Annotated in this window: 19 protein-coding genes; 12 read left to right on the top strand and 7 right to left on the bottom strand. The window is 53.8% G+C overall.

What is annotated here, in order from left to right:
• Positions 1-64: 64 nt before the first annotated feature.
• From AC6I4B_RS22460 to AC6I4B_RS22440, 5 genes are all read left to right on the top strand, one after another.
• Entirely contained in the window at positions 65-2,128 is a 2,064-nt protein-coding gene (locus AC6I4B_RS22460) for a BglG family transcription antiterminator (protein WP_497768300.1), read from the top strand.
• A 103-nt stretch (positions 2,129-2,231) separates the two neighbouring features.
• Positions 2,232-2,894, top strand: coding sequence for a class II aldolase/adducin family protein (locus AC6I4B_RS22455; RefSeq protein WP_497768299.1), 663 nt, complete (start codon positions 2,232-2,234; stop codon positions 2,892-2,894).
• Positions 2,895-2,939: 45 nt separating this feature from the next.
• Positions 2,940-3,962 (top strand): dihydroxyacetone kinase subunit DhaK, encoded by a 1,023-nt coding sequence (locus AC6I4B_RS22450; RefSeq protein ID WP_497768297.1) that lies wholly within the window; start codon positions 2,940-2,942, stop codon positions 3,960-3,962.
• On the top strand, positions 3,959-4,600 hold the full coding sequence (locus tag AC6I4B_RS22445) for a DAK2 domain-containing protein (RefSeq protein ID WP_497768296.1): 642 nt from the start codon (positions 3,959-3,961) through the stop codon (positions 4,598-4,600). The genes AC6I4B_RS22450 and AC6I4B_RS22445 overlap by 4 nt, the downstream gene beginning before the upstream one ends.
• Before the next feature lie 16 nt (positions 4,601-4,616).
• Complete coding sequence (locus AC6I4B_RS22440; RefSeq protein ID WP_035896560.1) at positions 4,617-4,883, top strand: HPr family phosphocarrier protein; 267 nt, start codon at positions 4,617-4,619, stop codon at positions 4,881-4,883.
• Positions 4,884-5,028: 145 nt separating this feature from the next.
• Here AC6I4B_RS22440 and fabV read toward each other — a convergent pair whose 3' ends face one another.
• From fabV to ilvY, 4 genes are all read right to left on the bottom strand, one after another.
• Positions 5,029-6,222 (bottom strand): enoyl-ACP reductase FabV, encoded by a 1,194-nt coding sequence (gene fabV / locus AC6I4B_RS22435; protein WP_497768294.1) that lies wholly within the window; start codon positions 6,220-6,222, stop codon positions 5,029-5,031.
• Between the two features lie 234 nt (positions 6,223-6,456).
• On the bottom strand, positions 6,457-7,086 hold the full coding sequence (dhaL, locus tag AC6I4B_RS22430) for a dihydroxyacetone kinase subunit DhaL (RefSeq protein ID WP_497768293.1): 630 nt from the start codon (positions 7,084-7,086) through the stop codon (positions 6,457-6,459).
• 1 nt (position 7,087) lies between these two features.
• On the bottom strand, positions 7,088-8,092 hold the full coding sequence (locus AC6I4B_RS22425; protein WP_497768291.1) for a dihydroxyacetone kinase subunit DhaK: 1,005 nt from the start codon (positions 8,090-8,092) through the stop codon (positions 7,088-7,090).
• 131 nt (positions 8,093-8,223) lie between these two features.
• Positions 8,224-9,126 (bottom strand): HTH-type transcriptional activator IlvY, encoded by a 903-nt coding sequence (ilvY, locus tag AC6I4B_RS22420; RefSeq protein WP_497768290.1) that lies wholly within the window; start codon positions 9,124-9,126, stop codon positions 8,224-8,226.
• 152 nt (positions 9,127-9,278) lie between these two features.
• Between ilvY and ilvC the strand changes: the two genes are divergently transcribed.
• Positions 9,279-10,754 carry a ketol-acid reductoisomerase gene (gene ilvC, locus AC6I4B_RS22415; RefSeq protein WP_497768288.1) on the top strand — a complete coding sequence of 492 codons (1,476 nt, stop codon included), beginning with the start codon at positions 9,279-9,281 and terminating at the stop codon, positions 10,752-10,754.
• A gap of 115 nt (positions 10,755-10,869) precedes the next feature.
• Here the strand turns inward: ilvC and ppiC are convergent, their stop codons facing one another.
• The gene (gene ppiC, locus AC6I4B_RS22410) at positions 10,870-11,151 is read right to left on the bottom strand and encodes a peptidylprolyl isomerase PpiC (RefSeq protein WP_003017999.1); all 282 of its coding nucleotides are present in this window, start codon (positions 11,149-11,151) and stop codon (positions 10,870-10,872) included.
• Between the two features lie 147 nt (positions 11,152-11,298).
• Here ppiC and rep point away from each other — a divergent pair, with 147 nt between their 5' ends.
• The gene (gene rep / locus AC6I4B_RS22405; RefSeq protein WP_497768286.1) at positions 11,299-13,320 is read left to right on the top strand and encodes a DNA helicase Rep; all 2,022 of its coding nucleotides are present in this window, start codon (positions 11,299-11,301) and stop codon (positions 13,318-13,320) included.
• Positions 13,321-13,383: 63 nt separating this feature from the next.
• Here the strand turns inward: rep and gppA are convergent, their stop codons facing one another.
• Both gppA and rhlB read right to left on the bottom strand, forming a co-directional pair.
• Entirely contained in the window at positions 13,384-14,868 is a 1,485-nt protein-coding gene (gene gppA, locus AC6I4B_RS22400) for a guanosine-5'-triphosphate,3'-diphosphate diphosphatase (RefSeq protein WP_497768284.1), read from the bottom strand.
• 5 nt (positions 14,869-14,873) lie between these two features.
• A complete protein-coding gene (gene rhlB / locus AC6I4B_RS22395) occupies positions 14,874-16,139 on the bottom strand; it encodes an ATP-dependent RNA helicase RhlB (protein ID WP_497768283.1) in 1,266 nt (421 codons plus the stop codon).
• A 143-nt stretch (positions 16,140-16,282) separates the two neighbouring features.
• On the opposite strand from rhlB, the gene trxA reads away from it, so the two are divergent.
• The 5 genes from trxA to wzzE all read left to right on the top strand — a co-directional run bounded on the left by trxA (position 16,283) and on the right by wzzE (position 20,663).
• A complete protein-coding gene (gene trxA, locus AC6I4B_RS22390) occupies positions 16,283-16,612 on the top strand; it encodes a thioredoxin TrxA (protein WP_002883224.1) in 330 nt (109 codons plus the stop codon).
• A 197-nt stretch (positions 16,613-16,809) separates the two neighbouring features.
• Positions 16,810-16,914, top strand: a complete 105-nt coding sequence (locus tag AC6I4B_RS22385; RefSeq protein WP_497768281.1) for a rho operon leader peptide — start codon at positions 16,810-16,812, stop codon at positions 16,912-16,914.
• An 86-nt stretch (positions 16,915-17,000) separates the two neighbouring features.
• Positions 17,001-18,260, top strand: coding sequence for a transcription termination factor Rho (gene rho, locus AC6I4B_RS22380; protein ID WP_035895778.1), 1,260 nt, complete (start codon positions 17,001-17,003; stop codon positions 18,258-18,260).
• Between the two features lie 239 nt (positions 18,261-18,499).
• The gene (wecA, locus tag AC6I4B_RS22375) at positions 18,500-19,603 is read left to right on the top strand and encodes a UDP-N-acetylglucosamine--undecaprenyl-phosphate N-acetylglucosaminephosphotransferase (RefSeq protein ID WP_497768279.1); all 1,104 of its coding nucleotides are present in this window, start codon (positions 18,500-18,502) and stop codon (positions 19,601-19,603) included.
• A gap of 13 nt (positions 19,604-19,616) precedes the next feature.
• Positions 19,617-20,663, top strand: coding sequence for an ECA polysaccharide chain length modulation protein (gene wzzE, locus AC6I4B_RS22370; RefSeq protein ID WP_497768278.1), 1,047 nt, complete (start codon positions 19,617-19,619; stop codon positions 20,661-20,663).
• Positions 20,664-20,686 lie beyond the last annotated feature (23 nt).

Below are 20,686 nucleotides of genomic sequence, written 5' to 3'. Positions count from 1 at the left end.
GGGGTTTATGTTCATGTCTGGCGGCAGGCGTCGCCGCCAGGCTTTTCATTGCAGGAGAGTTGGCATGGCTATGGATAAACGCGTAGTTGCAGTGCTGGATGCCATTGTGAACGACCCCGGCATCACAGGGACGAAGCTTGAAGAGCAGTTTTGCCTGACGCGCAAACAGTTGAGCTATACGCTGAAAAAGGTGAATGACTATCTGGAGTCGAACCACTTCGACCGGATCAACCGGCTGAAAACCGGGAAGCTGCATATCCCGCGCCATGTGATTGAACATTTTCGCCAGAATCAGACCTCTGAAACCGAGCACCGCTATCTCTACTCGGAAGAAGAGCGTGGACAGATGATTATCTTTTTGCTGCTGACCCGTAACGAACGACTGTCATTGCTACATCTCTCCTCTTCGCTGGGCGTTAGCCAGAATACGATTATCAATGACCTGAAAAAGGTACGAGCTGAGGTTATTGAGCACGGGCTAGAGATAAGCTACGACCGGGGCAACGGCTACCATATTCTTGGTGAGGAGATGGAAAAACGCTATCTGTTGCTGAACTGCTTACGTCGGGTGCTGGAAATTCCAGTCGCAAAAAATATTCTCGCCCACTACAACAACGTGATGAGCGACTATCTGGAAAAGGTCGGCAACGTTTTCAGCGAAATTGAAAAACGCTTTAAAATTCAGTTTACCGATCGTCAGCTTCAGGAGCTTATTTATTTTATCTGCTTTGTCCTGCACCGTATTGATTCAGGAAAAGGTCTGGTCAATATACCGAGCAGCTATGCCGATATTATTGGCAGCAGAGAATTTACCCTGATGCAGAGCGTTATCAGTAAAATCAATATCAATAGCGAAAATGAACTGGTTTTCCTGACCGCGCTGATCCAAAGCTCCAATATTCAAAGAATTGCTGATAAATATTTTCACCTGGATACGCTGTTGCTTGAAAGCGTAGTGGTGGTAGTCGACAACTTTGAAAAAATAAGCTGTGTCACCATCAAAGAAAAAAATGAGCTGATTGAAAAAATCTATCAGCACTGGAAACCGGCCTATTACCGTATTCGCTATCACCTGACCAATACCAGCAGCGTTTACGATCTGGTAGTGAAAGAGTTCAGCCATCTGCACGAGATGGTTCGCCGTGCGGCGGTGCCGTTCGAGACGGTGCTGCACTGCGAAATCCCCGATGAGGAGATGGCGTTTCTGACGGTGCTCTTTGGTGGCTGGCTGACCCGTGAAGGGGTTATCCATCAAATTAAGCTACAGAAAACGGCGGTAGTGGTGTGCGAAAACAGCGCCACGATTTCTACCTATCTGTTCCTGACGCTTCAGGTGCTGTTCCCGGAGCTGCACTTTACCGAAGTGATATCACGGCGCGAGTTTGAGCGCTATACCGGACATTACGACGTGGTCTTCTCGACCACGCATTTGAACACCAGCAAGATGGTGTTTGTGGTGAATCCGTCCATCAGCAGCATTCACAAAAGCGCGTTCCGCAATCATGTGATCAGTGCGCTACAGGGCGTGGACCCGAATATCATTCAGATAGAACAGTTGCTGCTTATCTTCGAGCGCTTCGGCAATATCATCGATCACAAAGGGCTACAGCGCGCGCTCGCCAGCTACATCTATGATGAGAACAGCGCCGCGAGCGCGGCGGGCAACATTGAACCGCCGACGCCGTCGCTGACGGACTTGCTGCAGCGCGAACACGTTCAGTTTGCCACTTTGCTGCCCGGTGACTGGCAGCAGGCTATTACCGAGGCTTCAGCATCGCTACTGGAACGCGGGGTGATAGAACCGCGCTACCTGCAAATTATGCTGAATAAGATCGCCGATGAGCAGCCCTATATCATGCTGGCTGATGGTGTGATTATCGCCCATGCGGGCGTCGATGATGGTGCGCTGGAAACGGGGATGACGCTATTACGCCTGCCTTCAAAGATTGATTTCGCCGGTTATATGCAGGCCGATATTATTATCGTTCTGGCGACGAATAATCCGCAAAAGCATCTTAAGGCGCTCGCGCAATTAAATGAATTTCTCGAATTCTATGATGGCGGCAATGTTATTCGCCGCGCACAGGATGAATATGCACTGATAAATGAATTTGTCCGTCATTCGTAATCATTAATTAAACGCCGTTGCAGATTAAAAGCTGCAACGTTATTTCCCGGCAATCATTGTCGCGACATCGCTCGTCCCTATAACCGTATACAGGATAAATATTATGTTAGACATTCAGAAAAAACACGTCGTTGAAATGGCCAGAACCGCTCAGCAATGGGGACTCTGTAAGCATAAAGCGGGTAATTCCAGCGTACGGGATAAAGAGACGGGGCTTATTCTGGTGACCCCAACCACTATCGACAAAATGCATTTAACGCCGCGCGATATCGTGGTGATGGACATTGAAGCCAACGTGATTGAAAGCGAGGCGGGATTGCGCCCAACCAGCGAATGCCTGATGCATATCGAGATTTATAAAGCGCGCCCGGACGTGTTCGCGATTTCTCACACGCACTCCCTCTACGCGACCTCTTTTGCCGTGCTGAATAAGCCCATCCCGGCGGTGGTGTACGAGTGCGCCATTCTTAACCTGAAAGACGGGGTGATCCCAGTCGCGCCGTACGGTCGCCCCGGTACGCCAGCACTTTCCGAGAGCGTGATCAAACCTATCAAGCGTGCCGATGCCATCCTGATGGAAAAACATGGCGCGATCGGCGTGGATAAAGACCCGTACGAAGCGGTGCTGAAATCCGCTTATCTGGAGGAGATGGCGCAGATTTACTACCACGCGCTGGTGATTAACGGCGGTAAGGAACCTGAATCCTTCGCCCCGGAAGAGCTTCAGCGCTGGGCCTATCCGTCACAGATCAAATTTGCCCGCTAATTGACGCGCCCGCCCGTACGGGCGGGATATTCATGGAGAGAACGCATGAAAAAATTTCTGAATCAGGCGGAGGACTTTATCCCGGAGATGCTGGAAGGCATCTATCTGGCGCACCCCGATAAATTCCGCTTTGTGAATGAGGATCTGCACTGCCTTGCCACGGCGCGACCGGCGCCCGGCAAAGTGGGGATTGTTACCGGCGGCGGCTCCGGACACCTGCCGCTGTTCCTCGGCTACGTGGGGCAGGGGATGCTGGACGGCTGCGCCATTGGTGATGTGTTCCAGTCACCGTCGCCGGAGCAAATTCTGGCCGTCACGCAGGCGGTAGACAGCGGTGCGGGCGTGCTCTACCTGTACGGCAATTACAACGGCGATATCTTCAATTTTGACATGGCGGCGGAAATGGCCGACATGGAGAACGACATCCGAATTTGCACGGTCGTTGCCGCCGATGATTCCGCCGGTGCCCTGCCGGGCAATGGTGCCACCACGCGACGCGGCGTGGCGGGGATTTTCTTCGTCTACAAATGTGCTGGCGCATCGGCCGCCAGAATGGACGACCTCGATACCGTCCAGCGTATCGCGCAGAAGGCCGGAGATCGCGTACGGACGCTGGGGGTGGCGCTGTCGCCGTGCATCGTGCCGCGTATCGGTAAGCCGGGCTTTCATATTGGCGACAACGAGATGGAAATCGGCATGGGTATCCATGGCGAAAGTGGCATCCGTCGCGGGTCGCAACTGAGTGCTGAAAATATTGCTGAAGAGATGATGTCCTGGCTGATTGCCGACTCTCCCTGCCAGCAGGGCGATGAAGTGGCGGTGCTGATTAACGGCCTCGGTGCGACGCCGCTGGAAGAACTGTACCTGATGTATCGCCACGTGCACCAGATTCTGGCGCAGAGCAATATCCGAGTCTTTCGCGTGTGGGTGGGGGAATTCGCCACGGCGATGGAGATGACCGGCATGTCCATCAGCCTGATGCCGGTAGACGATGAGCTTAAGACGCTGCTGAGCGCGCAGGCCGACACGCCGATGTTCCGGCAGTTCCCGCCTAAGGAGGCGCTATGACGTTAAACAGCGAGAGCTTACGCCCGCTCTTTGCCGAGTGGGGGCGGGTGATGCAGGGCAACAAGACTGTGCTAACGGAACTGGACAGCGTGGTAGGTGACGGCGATCTGGGACTTACCATGAGCGATGGTTTTGCTGCGGCCTCGGACTATGCACAGCACAGCGATGAACCAGACTTGGGACGGTTTTTCTATCTGACGGGAAAAGCGATGGCCTCGGCAGTGCCTTCAACGATGGGGACGCTGATGGCTTCCGGCCTGATGCAGGCGGGAAAAGTCTTTAAGGGGCGAGAGACGATGACGCTGCAAGAAGCGGGCGATTTTTTCCAGGCCTGGTACGACGGTGTGCAGCAGCGCGGCAAAGCACAGCTGGGCGAAAAAACCTTTCTTGATGGCATGGCTCCGGCGCTGGTGGCGCTGCGTGGTCAGGGTGAGCCGCTGAACGTGGCGCGGGAAGCGTTGTTAGCAGCACAGCATGGCGTGCAGCAGACCACCACGATGGTAGCGAAACACGGGCGTGCGGCTATCCACGGCGAACGATCCCGTGCGTTCGTCGACCCGGGCGCGATGGTCGCCCAGCTTTTGATCCAGGGCTATTTTAACGTCGTTCAGGCGATGTACCCGGCAAACGGACAGTAAGTAAGGAACCGCAATTATGTTGAAAGAAGTAGTGAAAATCAGCAACCTGCACGGTATTCATGCCCGCCCGGCGGGCGTACTGGCAAAGGCGTGCGCGCAGTACCAGTCGCGGATCGAGATGATCTACGATGGCAAAACCATCAAGGGAAAAAGCATCATGAGCATTTTGGGGGCCGGGATCAAAGGCCGTGGATCGCTTGAGATCATCTGCAGCGGCAGCGACGAGCAAGAGGCGATGGCGAAGCTGAAGGTGCTGTTCGCCGAAGGCTTTGGTTTCGATTAAGGGCTATTTGGCTATTAAAAAGGTTCATGTAAAACATGAACCCTGAGTGGGATGCCTGATGGCGCTTCGCTTATCAGGCCTACAAATTGATATGTAGGCCGGGTAAGGGTTAGCCGCCACCCGGCATCAATACGGTAACGACAAATTACAGCGTGATCACGTCGAATTCGACTTCGGTGTTCACGTCAGCGTCGTAATCCACGCCGTCGAGGCCAAAACCAAACAGGTTCAGGAATTCCTGCTTGTAGCCTGCATAATCGGTTTCTTGCGCCAGGTTTTCAGTGGTGATCAGCGGCCACAGGTCGCGACATGCCTGCTGAATGTCTTCGCGCAGTTCCCAGTCATCCATACGGATACGCTGGTTGTCATCAAGCGCCACTTTATCGCCGTACAGGCTGGTGGTCATCAGACGATTGATCTGCTCGATACAACCTTCGTGAATCCCCTGTGCTTTCATCAGCTTGAAGACCATAGAGATGTACAGCGGCATCACTGGAATGGCGGAAGACGCCTGAGTGATAACGGACTTCAGTACGGCAACGTTCGCGGAACCGTTCAGCGGAGCCAGTTGGTTACGCAGTTCACCCGCCGCACGGTCGAGGTCTTCTTTTGCTTTGCCCAGCGCGCCGTGCCAGTAGATTGGCCAGGTCAGGTCGGTACCGATGTAGGAGTAGGCAACGGTTTTCACTCCGTCAGCCAGCACGCCTGCTTCGCTCAGCGCGCCCATCCACAGTTCCCAGTCTTCGCCGCCCATGACGGTGACGGTGTTCTGAACTTCTTCTTCGGTTGCTGGCTCAATGCTGGCGGTGATGATCTGATCTTTGTTGGTATCAATCGCTTTAGAGGTGTAAACCTCACCGATTGGTTTCAGCGCAGAACGGACGATTTCACCGGTTTTCGGCATTTTACGTACCGGAGATGCCAGTGAGTAAACCACCAGGTCAATCTGGCCCAGGTCTTCTTTGATGAGCTTGATCACTTCATCGCGGCATTCGTCAGAGAACGCGTCGCCGTTGATGCTTTTGGAATACAGACCTTCACGTTTGGCCGCTTCGTCGAAGGCGGCAGAGTTATACCAGCCTGCGGAACCTGGTTTGGACTCCGTGCCTGGTTTTTCGAAAAATACGCCGATAGTGGCGGCTCCGCTGCCAAAGGCGGCGGAAATTCTGGATGCAAGGCCGTAACCGGTGGAAGCACCGATCACCAGCACGCGGGAAGGGCCGTTCTCGATTTTCCCGTTTTGCTTAACGTACTCGATCTGTTTTTCCACATTGGCTTTACAGCCAGTCGGATGGGTCGTTGTACAGATGAATCCACGAATCTTTGGTTTGATTATCATAATGATGGCTAATTAAGTTTGTATTTTCGCTGTCAAGTGTGCAATGACACCGTCTGCTCTGGCTTGTTTAACGACATGGTTAACAAACCCCCCACTACAACGGATCGCAACATTATACAGAAAAGGAGCGCCAATACTGAATCTACCACTGATTTTAGCCGTCAGACGCTGGGCCGCAGGACAGAAAAGGGCCAGCGTAAATATGGCCCTGTGGATGTTGAGCGCTATTGCAGGTTAGTTCTGATGGGCAAATTCCGCCATAAACTGCAGGATTAGCGCCATTGACACCGCGCCAGGGTCGCAGTGGCCAATAGCCCGCTCACCCAGATTTTTCGCGCGCCCGAAGCGCGCAACCATCGCGCTGGTGCTCTCTGCACCAGCCATTGCCGCCTGCGCGCAGTGGGTAAGCGCTTCCGGCAGCGCTAGCGCAACGTCCGCTTTGGCGCACTCGGCAGCGGCGGCCAGCGCATCGACCATTGTTTTGTCACCCGGCTCGGCCCCGCCGCGCTGGTGGATGGCCTGCATGCCGATCGTCAACCACTCGGCGAGGGTAGCGGTATCCAGCTCAGTGCGCCCAGCAAGACCTTTACCCCCAGCGCGGAAAAGGGTACCGAAAATGGCTCCGGAGGCGCCGCCCATGCTGGTCATCAGGCGAGTACCGCTTTGCAGCAGAGCGTCGCCAATATCCGTGGCGGTAAATTCTGGTGCGGCGAGCAGTGCGGAAAGCGCGGTAAAGCCGCGTTTAATGCCTATACCGTGGTCGCCATCGCCAATAACCTGATCGAGTGCGGTCAACCGTGGTTCACTGGCGATCATCCCCTCAGAAACGTACCGCAGGCAGGCGATAAATTGTGTGGTGTCCATCTTAGTTTCTCCAGCCGAGGGTGCGGATTGGGTAGTCGTACAGGCGCTGCATCTCGTCGTCCAGCCGCAGCATACTCAGTGAAAAACCGGACATTTCCAGCGAGGTACAGAAATGACCAACCTGCACGTCGTAGGTTTTGATACCGCGCGCCGTCAGTGCCATGCCGACTTTGCGGGTGACCACCATCAGCTCGGTGTTGCTTAGTGCACCGAGGTTGTTGACGCTCACGCACACGCTGTCGCTCTTCGCGAAAGGCAGGTCGTTGCACAGGCGTTCAATCATCATCTCGACCAGCTCATCGCTTTGCGGCATAGGAATACGGCACAGTCCCGGTTCGCCGTGGATGCCAATGCCCAGCTCGATTTCGTTATCGGCCAGCGTGAAGTTAAAGGCATCGGCCTGTGGCAGCGCGCAACCGCTGAGTGCGACGCCAATGGTGCGGGTGTTATGGTTGGCTTTGTTCGCCAGCGCTTCCAGCTCCGGCAGAGCGTAGTGCTCAAACTGGGCTGCGGCGCCGGTCAGCTTGTACAAAAACGCTAGCCCGCCCACGCCACGGCGGTCGGACATTCTTTCCGGCGGCGCCGAGGCAATATCATCCGCGGCGCGTACGGTGCGGCATTCAATCCCTTCTTCAGCAAGGATTTCAGCAGCGATATCAAAGTTCATGCCGTCGCCGGAGTAGTTGCCGTAGAGGAACAGCACGCCGTTGCCCTGATGAACGGCCCGGCTGGCTTCAATGATTTGGTCGGGAGAGGGGGAGGTGAAGACTTCGCCCAGCGCGCAGGCATTGATGCCGCCTTCGCCGACGAACCCGGCAAATGTCGGCTCATGACCGCTGCCACCGCCGCTGACGATAACGGTCTGGCCGTTTTGCGCCATCGTATGATAAACCGCGCAATACTCCGGCAGGGCGTGGATCTTACCGCGCCCGGCGTACACCAGTCCTTCCATAATTTCGCTACGAATATTATCGGTGTTGTTGAAGATCTTTTTGGGTTTCTGCATCGTCACTCCCTCTCGTAAGGTCCTGTTTCTTTAGTGACGATTTTACCTGCGGAGCCCATTTACACCTGGCACCTTTGATACCAATTTATCTCCCGAACCAGGGGCATGACTGGGGGCTGAATGCGTTAACGCTATTCGGTGATTTTGCGTTCCAGCACAATCTTCCAGAATGCATCCACCAACGGTTCATGCAGCCGCTTTTTCTGCACGCAGACGCCTAGCTCGAACGGAGTCTTCTCATCGCTGCGCTCTAATATCATTACGCGATTACGTACCGGTTCAGGACTGTTTTCCAACACCACTTCCGGCAGCAGCGCGACGCCGCAGCCGAGCGCGACCATTGAAACCATCGCCTCATGCCCGCCGACTGTCGCATAAATCGAGGGATTACTGATTTTATTGCGGCGGAACCACAGCTCAATGCGACGACGCACTGGCCCCTGATCCGCCATGATAAACGGCACTGTTGACCAGTCCGGCTGCTCGACGGAAATCTGGTTGCGTACCGGGCAAGGCAACGCAGGGGCGATTAACACCACCGCCAGATTCTCCAGCATAGAAAAGGCGACCGCGCCCGGCAACGTTTCTGGCTTACCGGCAATCGCCAGATCGGCTTCTCCTGTAACCACCTTGTCCATCGCATCAGCGGCGTCGCCGGTGGTGAGTTTAATTTCAACCGACGGATGCTCAGCGCGAAAGCGATCGAGGATCGGCGGCAGATGGCTGTAGGCGGCGGTCACCGAGCAGAAAATATGTAGCTCGCCGGAAAGCGACGGCCCTTGTTGATCGATAGTGTGGCGCAGTTGCTGATACTGCAACAGCGTCTGCTGGGCAAATACCCGCAGTTCTTCGCCCGCTTCGGTCAGCGTTACCGTACGGTTATCGCGCACAAACAGCGCCTGGCCGAGATCTTCTTCCAGCCGCTGAATCTGCCGTGAAAGCGTAGAAGGACTGACGTGCATCGCCCGCGCGCTACGGCCAAAGTGACGGCTTTCCGCCAGATGCAGGAAGGTTTTCAGATCGCGTAAATCCACAGCTGAGTCTCCGGTTTTCTACGTTGCATAAATTGCAACGTAACGTTGTGAATATATCAATTTCCGCAATAAATTTCCTGTTGTAAGGTGGTTTCATTCTCGCAAAACGCGAACCGAACAATAAGACACACAACATCACGGAGTACACCATCATGGCTAACTACTTTAATACACTGAATCTGCGCCAACAGCTGGCGCAACTGGGTAAATGTCGCTTTATGGGCCGCGACGAATTCGCCGATGGCGCGAGCTACCTTCAGGGTAAAAAAGTGGTCATCGTCGGCTGTGGCGCTCAGGGTCTGAACCAGGGCCTGAACATGCGTGACTCCGGTCTGGATATCTCCTATGCACTGCGTAAAGAAGCGATTGCCGAGAAGCGCGCTTCATGGCGAAAAGCGACCGAAAATGGTTTCAAAGTTGGGACTTACGAAGAGCTGATCCCACAGGCGGATCTGGTCGTTAACTTGACGCCGGACAAGCAGCACTCTGATGTTGTGCGTTCTGTACAACCGCTGATGAAAGATGGCGCAGCGCTGGGCTACTCTCACGGTTTCAACATCGTGGAAGTGGGCGAGCAGATCCGTAAAGACATTACCGTGGTGATGGTGGCACCGAAATGCCCAGGTACTGAAGTGCGCGAAGAGTACAAACGTGGTTTTGGCGTTCCAACCCTGATTGCGGTTCACCCAGAAAACGATCCGAAAGGCGAAGGCATGGCGATCGCCAAAGCCTGGGCGGCAGCCACCGGTGGTCACCGTGCGGGTGTGCTGGAATCCTCTTTCGTTGCGGAAGTGAAATCTGACCTGATGGGCGAGCAGACCATCCTGTGCGGCATGTTGCAGGCCGGTTCTCTGCTGTGCTTCGACAAGCTGGTGGAAGAAGGTACTGACCCGGCATACGCCGAAAAACTGATTCAGTTCGGCTGGGAAACCATCACCGAAGCGCTGAAGCAGGGCGGTATCACCCTGATGATGGACAGGCTGTCTAACCCAGCGAAACTGCGTGCTTACGCGCTGTCCGAACAGTTGAAAGAAATTATGGCACCGCTGTTCCAGAAACATATGGACGACATCATCTCTGGTGAATTCTCCTCCGGCATGATGGCGGACTGGGCCAACGACGATAAGAAACTGCTGACCTGGCGTGAAGAAACCGGTAAAACCGCGTTTGAAACAGCCCCACAGTTTGACGGTAAAATTGGCGAGCAGGAGTACTTTGATAAAGGCGTGCTGATGATTGCGATGGTAAAAGCGGGCGTTGAGCTGGCATTCGAAACCATGGTGGATTCTGGCATCATCGAAGAGTCTGCGTACTACGAATCACTGCACGAGCTGCCGCTTATCGCCAACACTATCGCCCGTAAGCGCCTGTACGAAATGAACGTGGTTATCTCCGATACCGCAGAATACGGTAACTATCTGTTCTCTTATGCGTGTGTGCCGCTGCTGAAATCGTTTATGGCTGAAGTTCAGCCGGGTGATTTAGGCAAAGCGATTGCTGAAGGCGCGGTTGATAACGCGCAACTGCGTGACGTGAACGAAGCGATTCGCAACCATGCTATCGAGAAAGTCGGGCAGAAACTGCGTGGCTATATGACTGATATGAAGCGTATTGCCGTAGCGGGTTAATAAACTTTGTCGGGTGGCGCTTCGCTTACCCAACCTACAAATGTTGCAACGTAGGCCTGATAAGCGAAGCGCCATCAGGCAAAAAAGCCCGGAGGTTTATACTCCGGGCTTTTTCTTAGTTACGGTACAGCACTTTAATAATGTGGTAACCGAACTGAGTGTGCAGCGGGCCGGTTGGCTCCAGCACTGGGCAGGAGAACACCACTTTATCAAACGCCGGAACCATCTGGCCCTGACGGAATTCGCCTAAATCACCGCCGCGTTTGCCTGATGGGCAAATAGAATGCTTCTTCGCCAGCTTGCCGAAATCGGCACCGTTTTTGATTTGTTCCAGAAGATCGAGAGCCAGTTTTTCTTCTTTAACAAGGATATGGACTGCTGCTGCTGTTTTTGCCATGGTTTGTGCTCTGAGTTGAGTGATAAATCAGGGCGCAATAGTAGCATGTTATCCACGGTCTTCGGCGATGGGCTATGACCGATCCTCCTGGCGCGACTTTCTGCTACAATCCACAGCCCCCGTGTTTACAGATTGAGCAATATTCCTATGCGTTTAAACCCCGGCCAACAACATGCTGTCGAATTCGTTACCGGCCCCTGCCTGGTGCTGGCGGGCGCTGGCTCCGGCAAAACACGCGTGATAACCAACAAAATCGCTCACCTGATTCGCGTTTGTGGTTATCAGGCGCGCCACATCGCGGCGGTGACGTTTACCAATAAAGCGGCGCGTGAAATGAAAGAGCGTGTCGGGCAAACGCTGGGGCGTAAAGAAGCGCGCGGGCTGATGATCTCCACATTCCACACGTTGGGGCTGGATATCATCAAACGCGAATATGCTGCGCTGGGGATGAAATCTAACTTCTCGTTGTTCGACGATACCGATCAGGTTGCGTTGCTTAAAGATCTGACCGAAGGGCTTATCGAAGACGATAAAGTGGTGTTGCAACAGCTGATCTCGACGATCTCCAACTGGAAAAACGATCTCAAAACACCGGCGCAGGCGGCCGCTATGGCGAAGGGCGAGCGTGACAGAATTTTTGCCCACTGCTATGGCCTGTACGATGCGCATATGAAAGCGTGCAACGTGTTGGACTTTGACGACCTGATTCTGCTGCCGACGCTGCTGTTGCAGCGTAATGAAGGGGTGCGCGAGCGCTGGCAGAACAAAATCCGCTACCTGCTGGTGGATGAATATCAGGACACCAACACCAGCCAGTATGAGCTGGTAAAACTGCTGGTAGGGCAACGTGCGCGTTTTACCGTGGTTGGCGACGACGACCAGTCGATCTACTCCTGGCGTGGTGCGCGCCCGCAGAACCTGGTATTGCTGAGCCAGGATTTCCCGGCGTTACAGGTGATTAAGCTGGAGCAGAACTACCGCTCATCGGGGCGTATCCTGAAAGCGGCAAACATTCTTATCGCCAATAACCCGCATGTGTTTGAAAAACGCCTGTTCTCCGAACTGGGCTACGGCACTGAACTCAAAGTGCTGAGCGCCAATAATGAAGAGCATGAAGCGGAGCGCGTGACGGGCGAACTGATTGCCCATCACTTCGTGAATAAGACCCAGTATAAGGATTACGCAATCCTCTATCGCGGTAACCACCAGTCGCGGGTATTTGAAAAATTCCTGATGCAGAACCGCATCCCGTACAAAATCTCTGGCGGCACGTCATTCTTCTCACGCCCAGAGATCAAAGACCTGCTGGCGTATTTGCGTGTGCTAACCAACCCGGATGACGACAGCGCTTTCCTGCGTATCGTGAATACGCCGAAGCGCGAGATTGGCGCCGCGACGCTGCAAAAACTGGGCGAGTGGGCGATGACGCGTAACAAAAGCATGTTCGCCGCCAGTTTTGATATGGGGCTGACCCAAACGCTCACCGGGCGTGGCTATGAGTCGCTAACGCGCTTTACCCACTGGTTGGGTGAAGTTCAGCGCCTGGCGGAGCGTGAGCCGATTGCTGCCGTGCGTGACCTGATTCACGGCATTGATTACGAGTCCTGGCTGTTTGAAACTTCGCCTAGCCCGAAAGCCGCTGAAATGCGCATGAAAAACGTCAACACGCTGTTTGGCTGGATGACGGAAATGCTCGAAGGCAGTGAGCTAGAAGAGCCGATGACGCTGACTCAGGTGGTGACCCGCTTTACGCTGCGCGACATGATGGAACGCGGAGAGAGTGAGGAAGAGCTGGATCAAGTGCAACTGATGACGCTACATGCGTCAAAAGGGCTGGAGTTCCCGTATGTTTTCCTCGTGGGGATGGAAGAGGGACTGCTGCCGCACCAAAGCAGTATTGATGAAGACAACGTCGATGAAGAGCGTCGCCTGGCTTACGTGGGGATCACTCGTGCGCAGAAAGAGCTGATTTTTACTCTCTGTAAAGAGCGCCGTCAGTACGGCGAACTGGTGCGCCCGGAGCCGAGCCGCTTCCTGCTGGAATTACCGCAAGATGATCTGATTTGGGAGCAGGAGCGCAAAGTGGTGACGCCGGAGGAGCGGATGCACAAAGGGCAGGCCAACGTCGCGAACATTCGTGAAATGCTGGCGAAGGCGAAGAAATCATAACCGAGCGGTGTGTGGTAGTCAGCCGGATCGGACGCGATGCGCCGCCATCCGGCATTTAGCTCGTTACTGTATGGTTAGCGGCCAGTGGATATAACTTTGCCACTGGCACTCTTGCTGAACCATCTCTCTGCCCAGCGGATGCCGCTCAAGCCAGCCTTCTGGCAGCGTTAGTGTCATATTTTCACCATCGACAACCAGAGTGATGGCAGGCAGTAAATCGTCACGGCGGCGGCTGGCAAACAGAATCGCCAAACGCAGTAGCCGACAAAGATGCGCCGCCACGCGCGCTGGTACAGCATTTTGCTGGTGCAATGACGGCAGATTGATGGTGTTGGTCTGGTTAAGTAGCAGGGTGGCGAGCAGCTTTTTCTGCGCAGGCGTAAAGCCTGGCAAATCGAGATTACGCACCAGATAAGCCGCATGTTGCGGTGCTTGCTTGAAATCGACGCTCAGGCCAATTTCGTGCAGCGCACAGGCGCTGAGCAGCAGTTCGCAGCTTAATGACTCCAGTTCCCAGCTATCACTCACCTGATCGATAAAGTTTGCCGCCAACTGCGCGACGCGGTTGGCCTGCTCAATATCAACCATAAAGCGGCGCTGAATATTGCGCAGCGTACGGCTGCGAATGTCTTCATCGACCGCCAGATGCAACATCCCGTATACCAGCCCTTCGCGCAGTGCGCCACCGGCTAAGGTCATACTCTGAATGTTGAGTTCGGTGAAGATAGCAATCAGGATAGCCAACCCGCTTGGGAAAACCAGCGCTCGTTCAAGCGTCAGGCCTTCAATCTCCAGCTCTTCCAGACGCCCGCATTGAATCGCGCGTTGTTTCAGTTGCTGAAGTTTGGCGAGGGTAATGCGTTCATCCATCCCCTGCGCCATCATGATTTCTTGCAGCGCCTGAACCGTGCCGGAAGCGCCAACGCATACCCGCCAACCGTGATGGCGTAGTTCATCGGCAACGGGCTGCAATACTTCGCGCGCGGCACGTTCAGCCTCGTCGAAATTTTCCTGCGCCAGATTGCGATCGGCAAAGTAGCGTTCAAGCCATGTGACACAGCCCATCGAAAGGCTAAACAGCGAGGTCGTTTGCGCACCGATACCTGTGACCAGTTCGGTACTCGCTCCGCCGATATCAACCACCAGGCGACGATCGTCGCCGCCGGTCGTATGCGCAACACCCTGATAAATCAGGCGCGCTTCTTCTTCACCGCGAATCACCTGCACCGGGCAGCCGAGGATTTCCTGCGCCTTATCGAGAAAGTCCTGTGCGTTGACGGCGAGACGCAATGTGGCGGTCGCAACGACGCGGATTTGTGCCTGAGGGATATCCTGCAAGCGCTCAGCAAACAGGCGCAGGCATTGCCACCCGCGCTCCATTGCTTCTGCCGACAGAATATTATCGCTGCTGAGGCCAGCAGCCAGACGAACTTTGCGCTTGATGCGCGTCAGTGTCTGAATACTTCCAGCCACCTCGCGGACGACCAGCATATGAAAACTATTGGAACCAAGGTCTATAGCTGCATAAAGCGAGGTGGAGCTGGGCATATTTTTTAACCTGAACGACGACGATTACGTGGCGCACCCGAGCGACGTGGCCCGTTGCCCTGACGAACGCGCGTCAGACGTAACGGTTTCGGCAGGTCGGTTAACAGCGCATCCGGGTTATACTTGCTGACCGGAATAGAGTGACCCGTGTAGGCCTCAATCGCCGGTAAATTCAGTGCGTATTCTTCACAAGCCAGGCTGATCGAGTGACCGCTTGCGCCCGCGCGACCCGTACGACCAATACGGTGAACGTAGTCTTCGCAGTCATCCGGCAGGTCATAGTTAAAGACGTGCGTAACCGCAGGAATATGCAGGCCACGGGCTGCAACGTCCGTTGCGACCAGAATATCAATGTCGCCGCTGGTGAAATCTTCGAGGATACGCAGACGTTTTTTCTGCGCCACGTCGCCGGTCAGCAGGCCTACGCGATGGCCGTCGGCCGCCAGGTGGCCCCAGATATCTTCACAACGGTGTTTAGTATTCGCGAAAATAATCGCACGGTCTGGCCATTCTTCTTCCAGCAGCGTTTGCAGCAAACGCATCTTCTCTTCATTAGAAGGGTAGAACAGCTCTTCTTTAATACGGTGGCCAGTTTTCTGCTCCGGCTCGACTTCCACGTACTCGGCATTGTTCATTTGTTCGAACGCCAGTTCACGAACGCGGTAAGAGAGGGTTGCGGAGAACAGCATGTTCAGGCGCTGGTTGGTCGGCGGCATACGGCGGAACAGCCAACGGATATCTTTAATAAAGCCCAGATCGTACATGCGATCGGCTTCGTCCAGTACCACCACCTGAATCGCGCCCAGGTTGATGTGGTTCTGTTTTGCATAATCAATAAGACGGCCAGTGGTGCCGATAAGAATATCGACGCCGCTTTCCAGCACTTTCAGCTGTTTGTCATAGCCGTCGCCGCCGTAAGCCAAGCCCAGCTTCAGGCCTGTGGCCTGAGCCAGCGGCTCGGCGTCGGCGTGAATCTGTACTGCCAGCTCACGGGTCGGTGCCATAATTAAGGCACGCGGTTGGTTCACCTGGCGTTCAGCAATTGCCGGATGAGAAAGAAGATAATGAAACGTTGACGTCAGAAACGCCATCGTTTTCCCGGTACCGGTTTGCGCCTGTCCAGCCACATCACGACCAGCAAGCGTCAGCGGCAAAGCCAGCGCCTGAATGGGCGTGCAATTATAAAACCCTTTTTTTTCAAGGGCTTCAACCACTTTAGGGTGCAGGGCGAAGTCGGAAAACTTCTGTTCAGTTAAATGTGTTTTGCTCATAGTGTGGTAGAATATCAGCTTACTATTGCATTAAGAAAGCGTATCCGGTGAAATAACGTCAACCTTTGTTGGCGAAGTCAACATCAACACCTCGTTGGTTAATGCTACACCAACACACCAGGCTTATTCCTGTGGAGTTAAATATGAGCGATAAAATTATTCACCTGACTGACGACAGTTTTGACACGGACGTACTCAAGGCTGACGGGCTGACACTCGTCGATTTCTGGGCAGAGTGGTGTGGTCCGTGCAAAATGATCGCCCCGATTCTGGATGAAATCGCCGAGGAGTATCAGGGTAAACTGACCGTTGCTAAACTGAACATCGATCAGAACCCAGGCACTGCACCGAAGTATGGCATCCGTGGTATCCCGACGCTGCTGCTGTTCAAGAACGGCGAAGTTGCAGCAACTAAAGTTGGCGCACTGTCTAAAGGCCAGCTGAAAGAGTTCCTCGACGCTAACCTGGCGTAAGAAATTCGAGGTCGGCGTCCCGTGTTCGAATGCTCTTTATCCTTCAGGCAGCCCATGCTTTGGCGGCTTGAAGGATGAAGTGTATTATTTAGGCAGAACTCTGGACGCCCGGCTTCAGTCGTGCTAAGTTAAGTTTGACTTCGTTTTAAACATACCTTGTTTGAATCTTGTTTTATCCAAACCTCCCGTTGTGTTGTATGGCGTCAGAGGTTGAAAAAATTCCAGGCTTGTCACTCTTTCCGTCTTGTCGTTTCAGTTCTGCGTACTCTCCTGTGACCAGACAGCGAACAGACATGAGTTGATGGCCGTAAACAGGCACGGATGACCCTGCCATACCATTCACAAATTAAGTTCGAGATTTACCCCGAGTTTAAGAACCCACACCATTATGAATCTTACCGAATTAAAGAATACGCCGGTTTCTGAGCTGATCACTCTCGGCGAAAATATGGGCCTGGAAAACCAGGCTCGTATGCGCAAGCAGGACATCATTTTTGCCATCCTGAAGCAGCACGCAAAGAGTGGCGAAGATATCTTTGGCGACGGTGTGCTGGAGATTTTGCAGGATGGATTTGGTTTCCTCCGTTCCGCAGACAGCTCCTACCTCGCCGGCCCCGATGATATCTACGTTTCCCCTAGCCAAATCCGTCGTTTCAACCTCCGCACTGGTGACACCATATCTGGTAAGATTCGTCCTCCGAAAGAGGGTGAGCGTTACTTTGCGCTGTTGAAAGTTAACGAAGTTAACTACGATAAGCCGGAAAACTCGCGCAACAAGATCCTGTTTGAGAACTTAACCCCGCTGCACGCAAACTCTCGTCTGCGTATGGAACGTGGTAACGGTTCTACCGAAGACTTAACTGCTCGCGTCCTTGACCTGGCCTCGCCAATTGGTCGTGGTCAGCGTGGTCTGATTGTGGCACCGCCGAAAGCCGGTAAAACCATGCTGCTGCAAAACATTGCACAGAGCATTGCCTACAATCACCCAGACTGCGTACTGATGGTACTGCTGATTGACGAACGTCCAGAAGAAGTGACCGAGATGCAGCGTCTGGTGAAAGGTGAAGTGGTTGCTTCTACCTTTGACGAACCTGCATCCCGCCACGTTCAGGTCGCGGAAATGGTTATCGAGAAAGCGAAACGTCTGGTTGAACATAAAAAAGACGTTATCATTCTGCTCGACTCCATTACCCGTCTGGCACGTGCTTACAACACCGTGGTTCCGGCTTCCGGCAAAGTGTTGACCGGTGGTGTGGACGCCAACGCCCTGCACCGTCCGAAGCGCTTCTTCGGTGCGGCTCGTAACGTTGAAGAGGGTGGTAGCCTGACTATCATCGCAACCGCGCTTATCGATACCGGCTCTAAAATGGATGAAGTTATCTATGAAGAGTTCAAAGGTACCGGCAACATGGAACTGCACCTTTCGCGTAAAATCGCTGAAAAACGCGTCTTCCCGGCTATCGACTACAACCGTTCCGGTACCCGTAAAGAAGAGCTGCTCACGACTCCTGAAGAGCTGCAAAAAATGTGGATCCTGCGCAAAATCATTCACCCAATGGGCGAAATTGACGCGATGGAGTTCCTCATCAATAAACTGGCAATGACCAAAACTAACGACGACTTCTTCGACATGATGAAACGTTCGTAAAATTCGATTTTTGCCGATGAACGCCACACTTTTGTGTGGCGTTTTTGTTTTTAGGACTTCCGGCGATAGGGGCTCTCATTTTTTTCACGGACAATTGTGGTTTGCGGCTACAATATAATTAGTTTGTAAAACCGGTTATAAATCAGGCGAGTTTCCCCAATAATCATCAGGCTTCCTCTTCTGATGAGTTGCTATCGTGGGTATACTTTCGCTATTAATATTCGCAGCGAGTATAAATTGTGAGTTTACTGACCGTCGGTACTGATTTGATCAGTATTTTTTTGTTCACGACCGTATTCCTTTTTTTCGCCCGCAGAGCGGCTAAAAAGGTCGGTTTGGTGGACAGACCAAATTTCCGTAAACGTCACCAGGGGCTTATACCGCTCGTGGGCGGTATCTCGGTTTACGCTGGGATCTGCTTAACTTTCGCTATTGCAGATTACTACATTCCTCACGCATCCCTTTATCTCGCCTGTGCAGGCGTTTTAGTGTTTGTGGGCGCCCTGGACGACCGCTATGACATCAGCGTTAAAATCCGTGCAACCATTCAGGCGCTGATTGGTATTGTGATGATGACGGCGGGAAACCTGTATCTGCGTAGCCTCGGTTATATCTTTGGTTCGTGGGAGCTTGTTCTCGGCCCATTTGGTTTCTTCCTCACCTTGTTTGCCGTGTGGGCGGTGATTAATGCCTTCAATATGGTTGATGGCATTGATGGGCTGTTGGGCGGTTTATCAAGCGTCAGTTTTGGCGCGATTGGCCTGATTCTGTGGTTCGATGGGCAGACGAGCCTGGCGATGTGGTGTTTTGCCATGATCGCCGCCATCCTGCCGTATATCATGCTGAACCTGGGCGTGCTGGGCCGCCGCTATAAAGTCTTTATGGGCGACGCTGGCAGCACGCTGATTGGCTTCACCGTTATCTGGATCCTGCTGGAAACAACGCAAGGAACTCATCACCCGATTAGCCCAGTAACGGCGCTGTGGATTGTGGCTATTCCGCTGATGGATATGGTCGCGATTATGTATCGCCGTCTGCGTAAGGGCATGAGCCCGTTCTCTCCCGATCGCCAGCATATCCACCATCTGATTATGCGCGCCGGTTTTACCTCCCGTCAGGCGCTGGTACTGATCACCGCCGCCGCCGCGCTGCTTGCGGCTATCGGCGTTGCGGCTGAATACACTCGCGTAGTGCCTGAGTGGGTGATGCTGCTACTATTCCTGCTGGCTTTTTGTTTCTACGGTTACTGCATCAAGCGAGCCTGGAAAGTGGCGCGTTTTATTAAACGCATGAAGCGCAGAATACGTCGCAACAGCGGAAACAATCCAAAATTAACCAAGTAAAACTGGGGTAGTAATGACACAACCATTACCGGAAGCACGGTTAGCAAGTGCGGAGAATGAACTGGATATTCGTGGCCTGTTTCGCGCGTTGTGGTCGGGAAAACATTGGATTATTGGCTTTGCGGTGTTATTCGCCGCGCTAGTGCTGATTTATACCTTTTTTGCCCGACAGGAATGGAGCACCACGGCGATTACTGATCGCCCAACCGTCAATATGTTGGATGGGTACTATTCGCAGCAGCAGTTCCTGCGCAACCTGGACGTTAAGGTCAATCCAACGACGGTGACACCGCCATCGGTGATGGACGAAGTGTACAAAGAGTTCGTGATGCAACTGTCCTCCTGGGACACCCGCCGTGATTTCTGGCTGCAAACGGACTATTACAAACAGCGGATGGTGGGCAACTCGCGCGCCGATGCCGCGCAGTTGGATGATTTGATTAACAATATTCAGTTTATCCCCGGTGATGTGCAGAAAAACGTTAGCGACAGCGTGAAACTGACAGCGGAAACTGCGCAGGATGCGAATAATCTGCTGCGCCAATATGTGGCTTTCGCCAGCCAGCGTGCCGCAGGGCATCTGAACGATGAACTGAAAGGCGCATGGGCCGCGCGTACCATTCAGGTTAAAGCGCAGGTGAAGCGCCAGGAGGAGGTCGCGCAGGCGATTTTCAGCCGCCGGATGCACAGCATTGAAGCCGCGCTGAAGATTGCGCAGCAGCACAATATTAACCGCAGCGTGACGGATGTTCCGGCCGATGAATTACCGGACTCCGAGCTATCCCTGCTGGGCCGTCCAATGCTGCAAGCGCGTCTGGAAAATCTCCAGGCCGTCGGGCCGACCTTCGACCTGGATTACGATCAGGCTCGCGCAATGCTGACGACGCTTAACGTCGGGCCTACGTTGGCACCTAGTTTTCAAACCTATCGCTATTTACGCACACCGGAGGAGCCGGTAACGCGCACCAGCCCACGCCGTGCATTTCTGATGGTGATGTGGGGTATTGTCGGTGGATTAGTGGGTGCAGGGGGGGCGCTGGCGCGTCGTCGCCCGCAGTAGAAACCCATCAATGATGAATGGGC

The organism is Kluyvera fluvialis, from assembly GCF_059725275.1.
The sequence above is the reverse complement of the archived record's forward strand: the minus strand, read 5'-3'. Positions and strand labels throughout refer to the sequence as shown.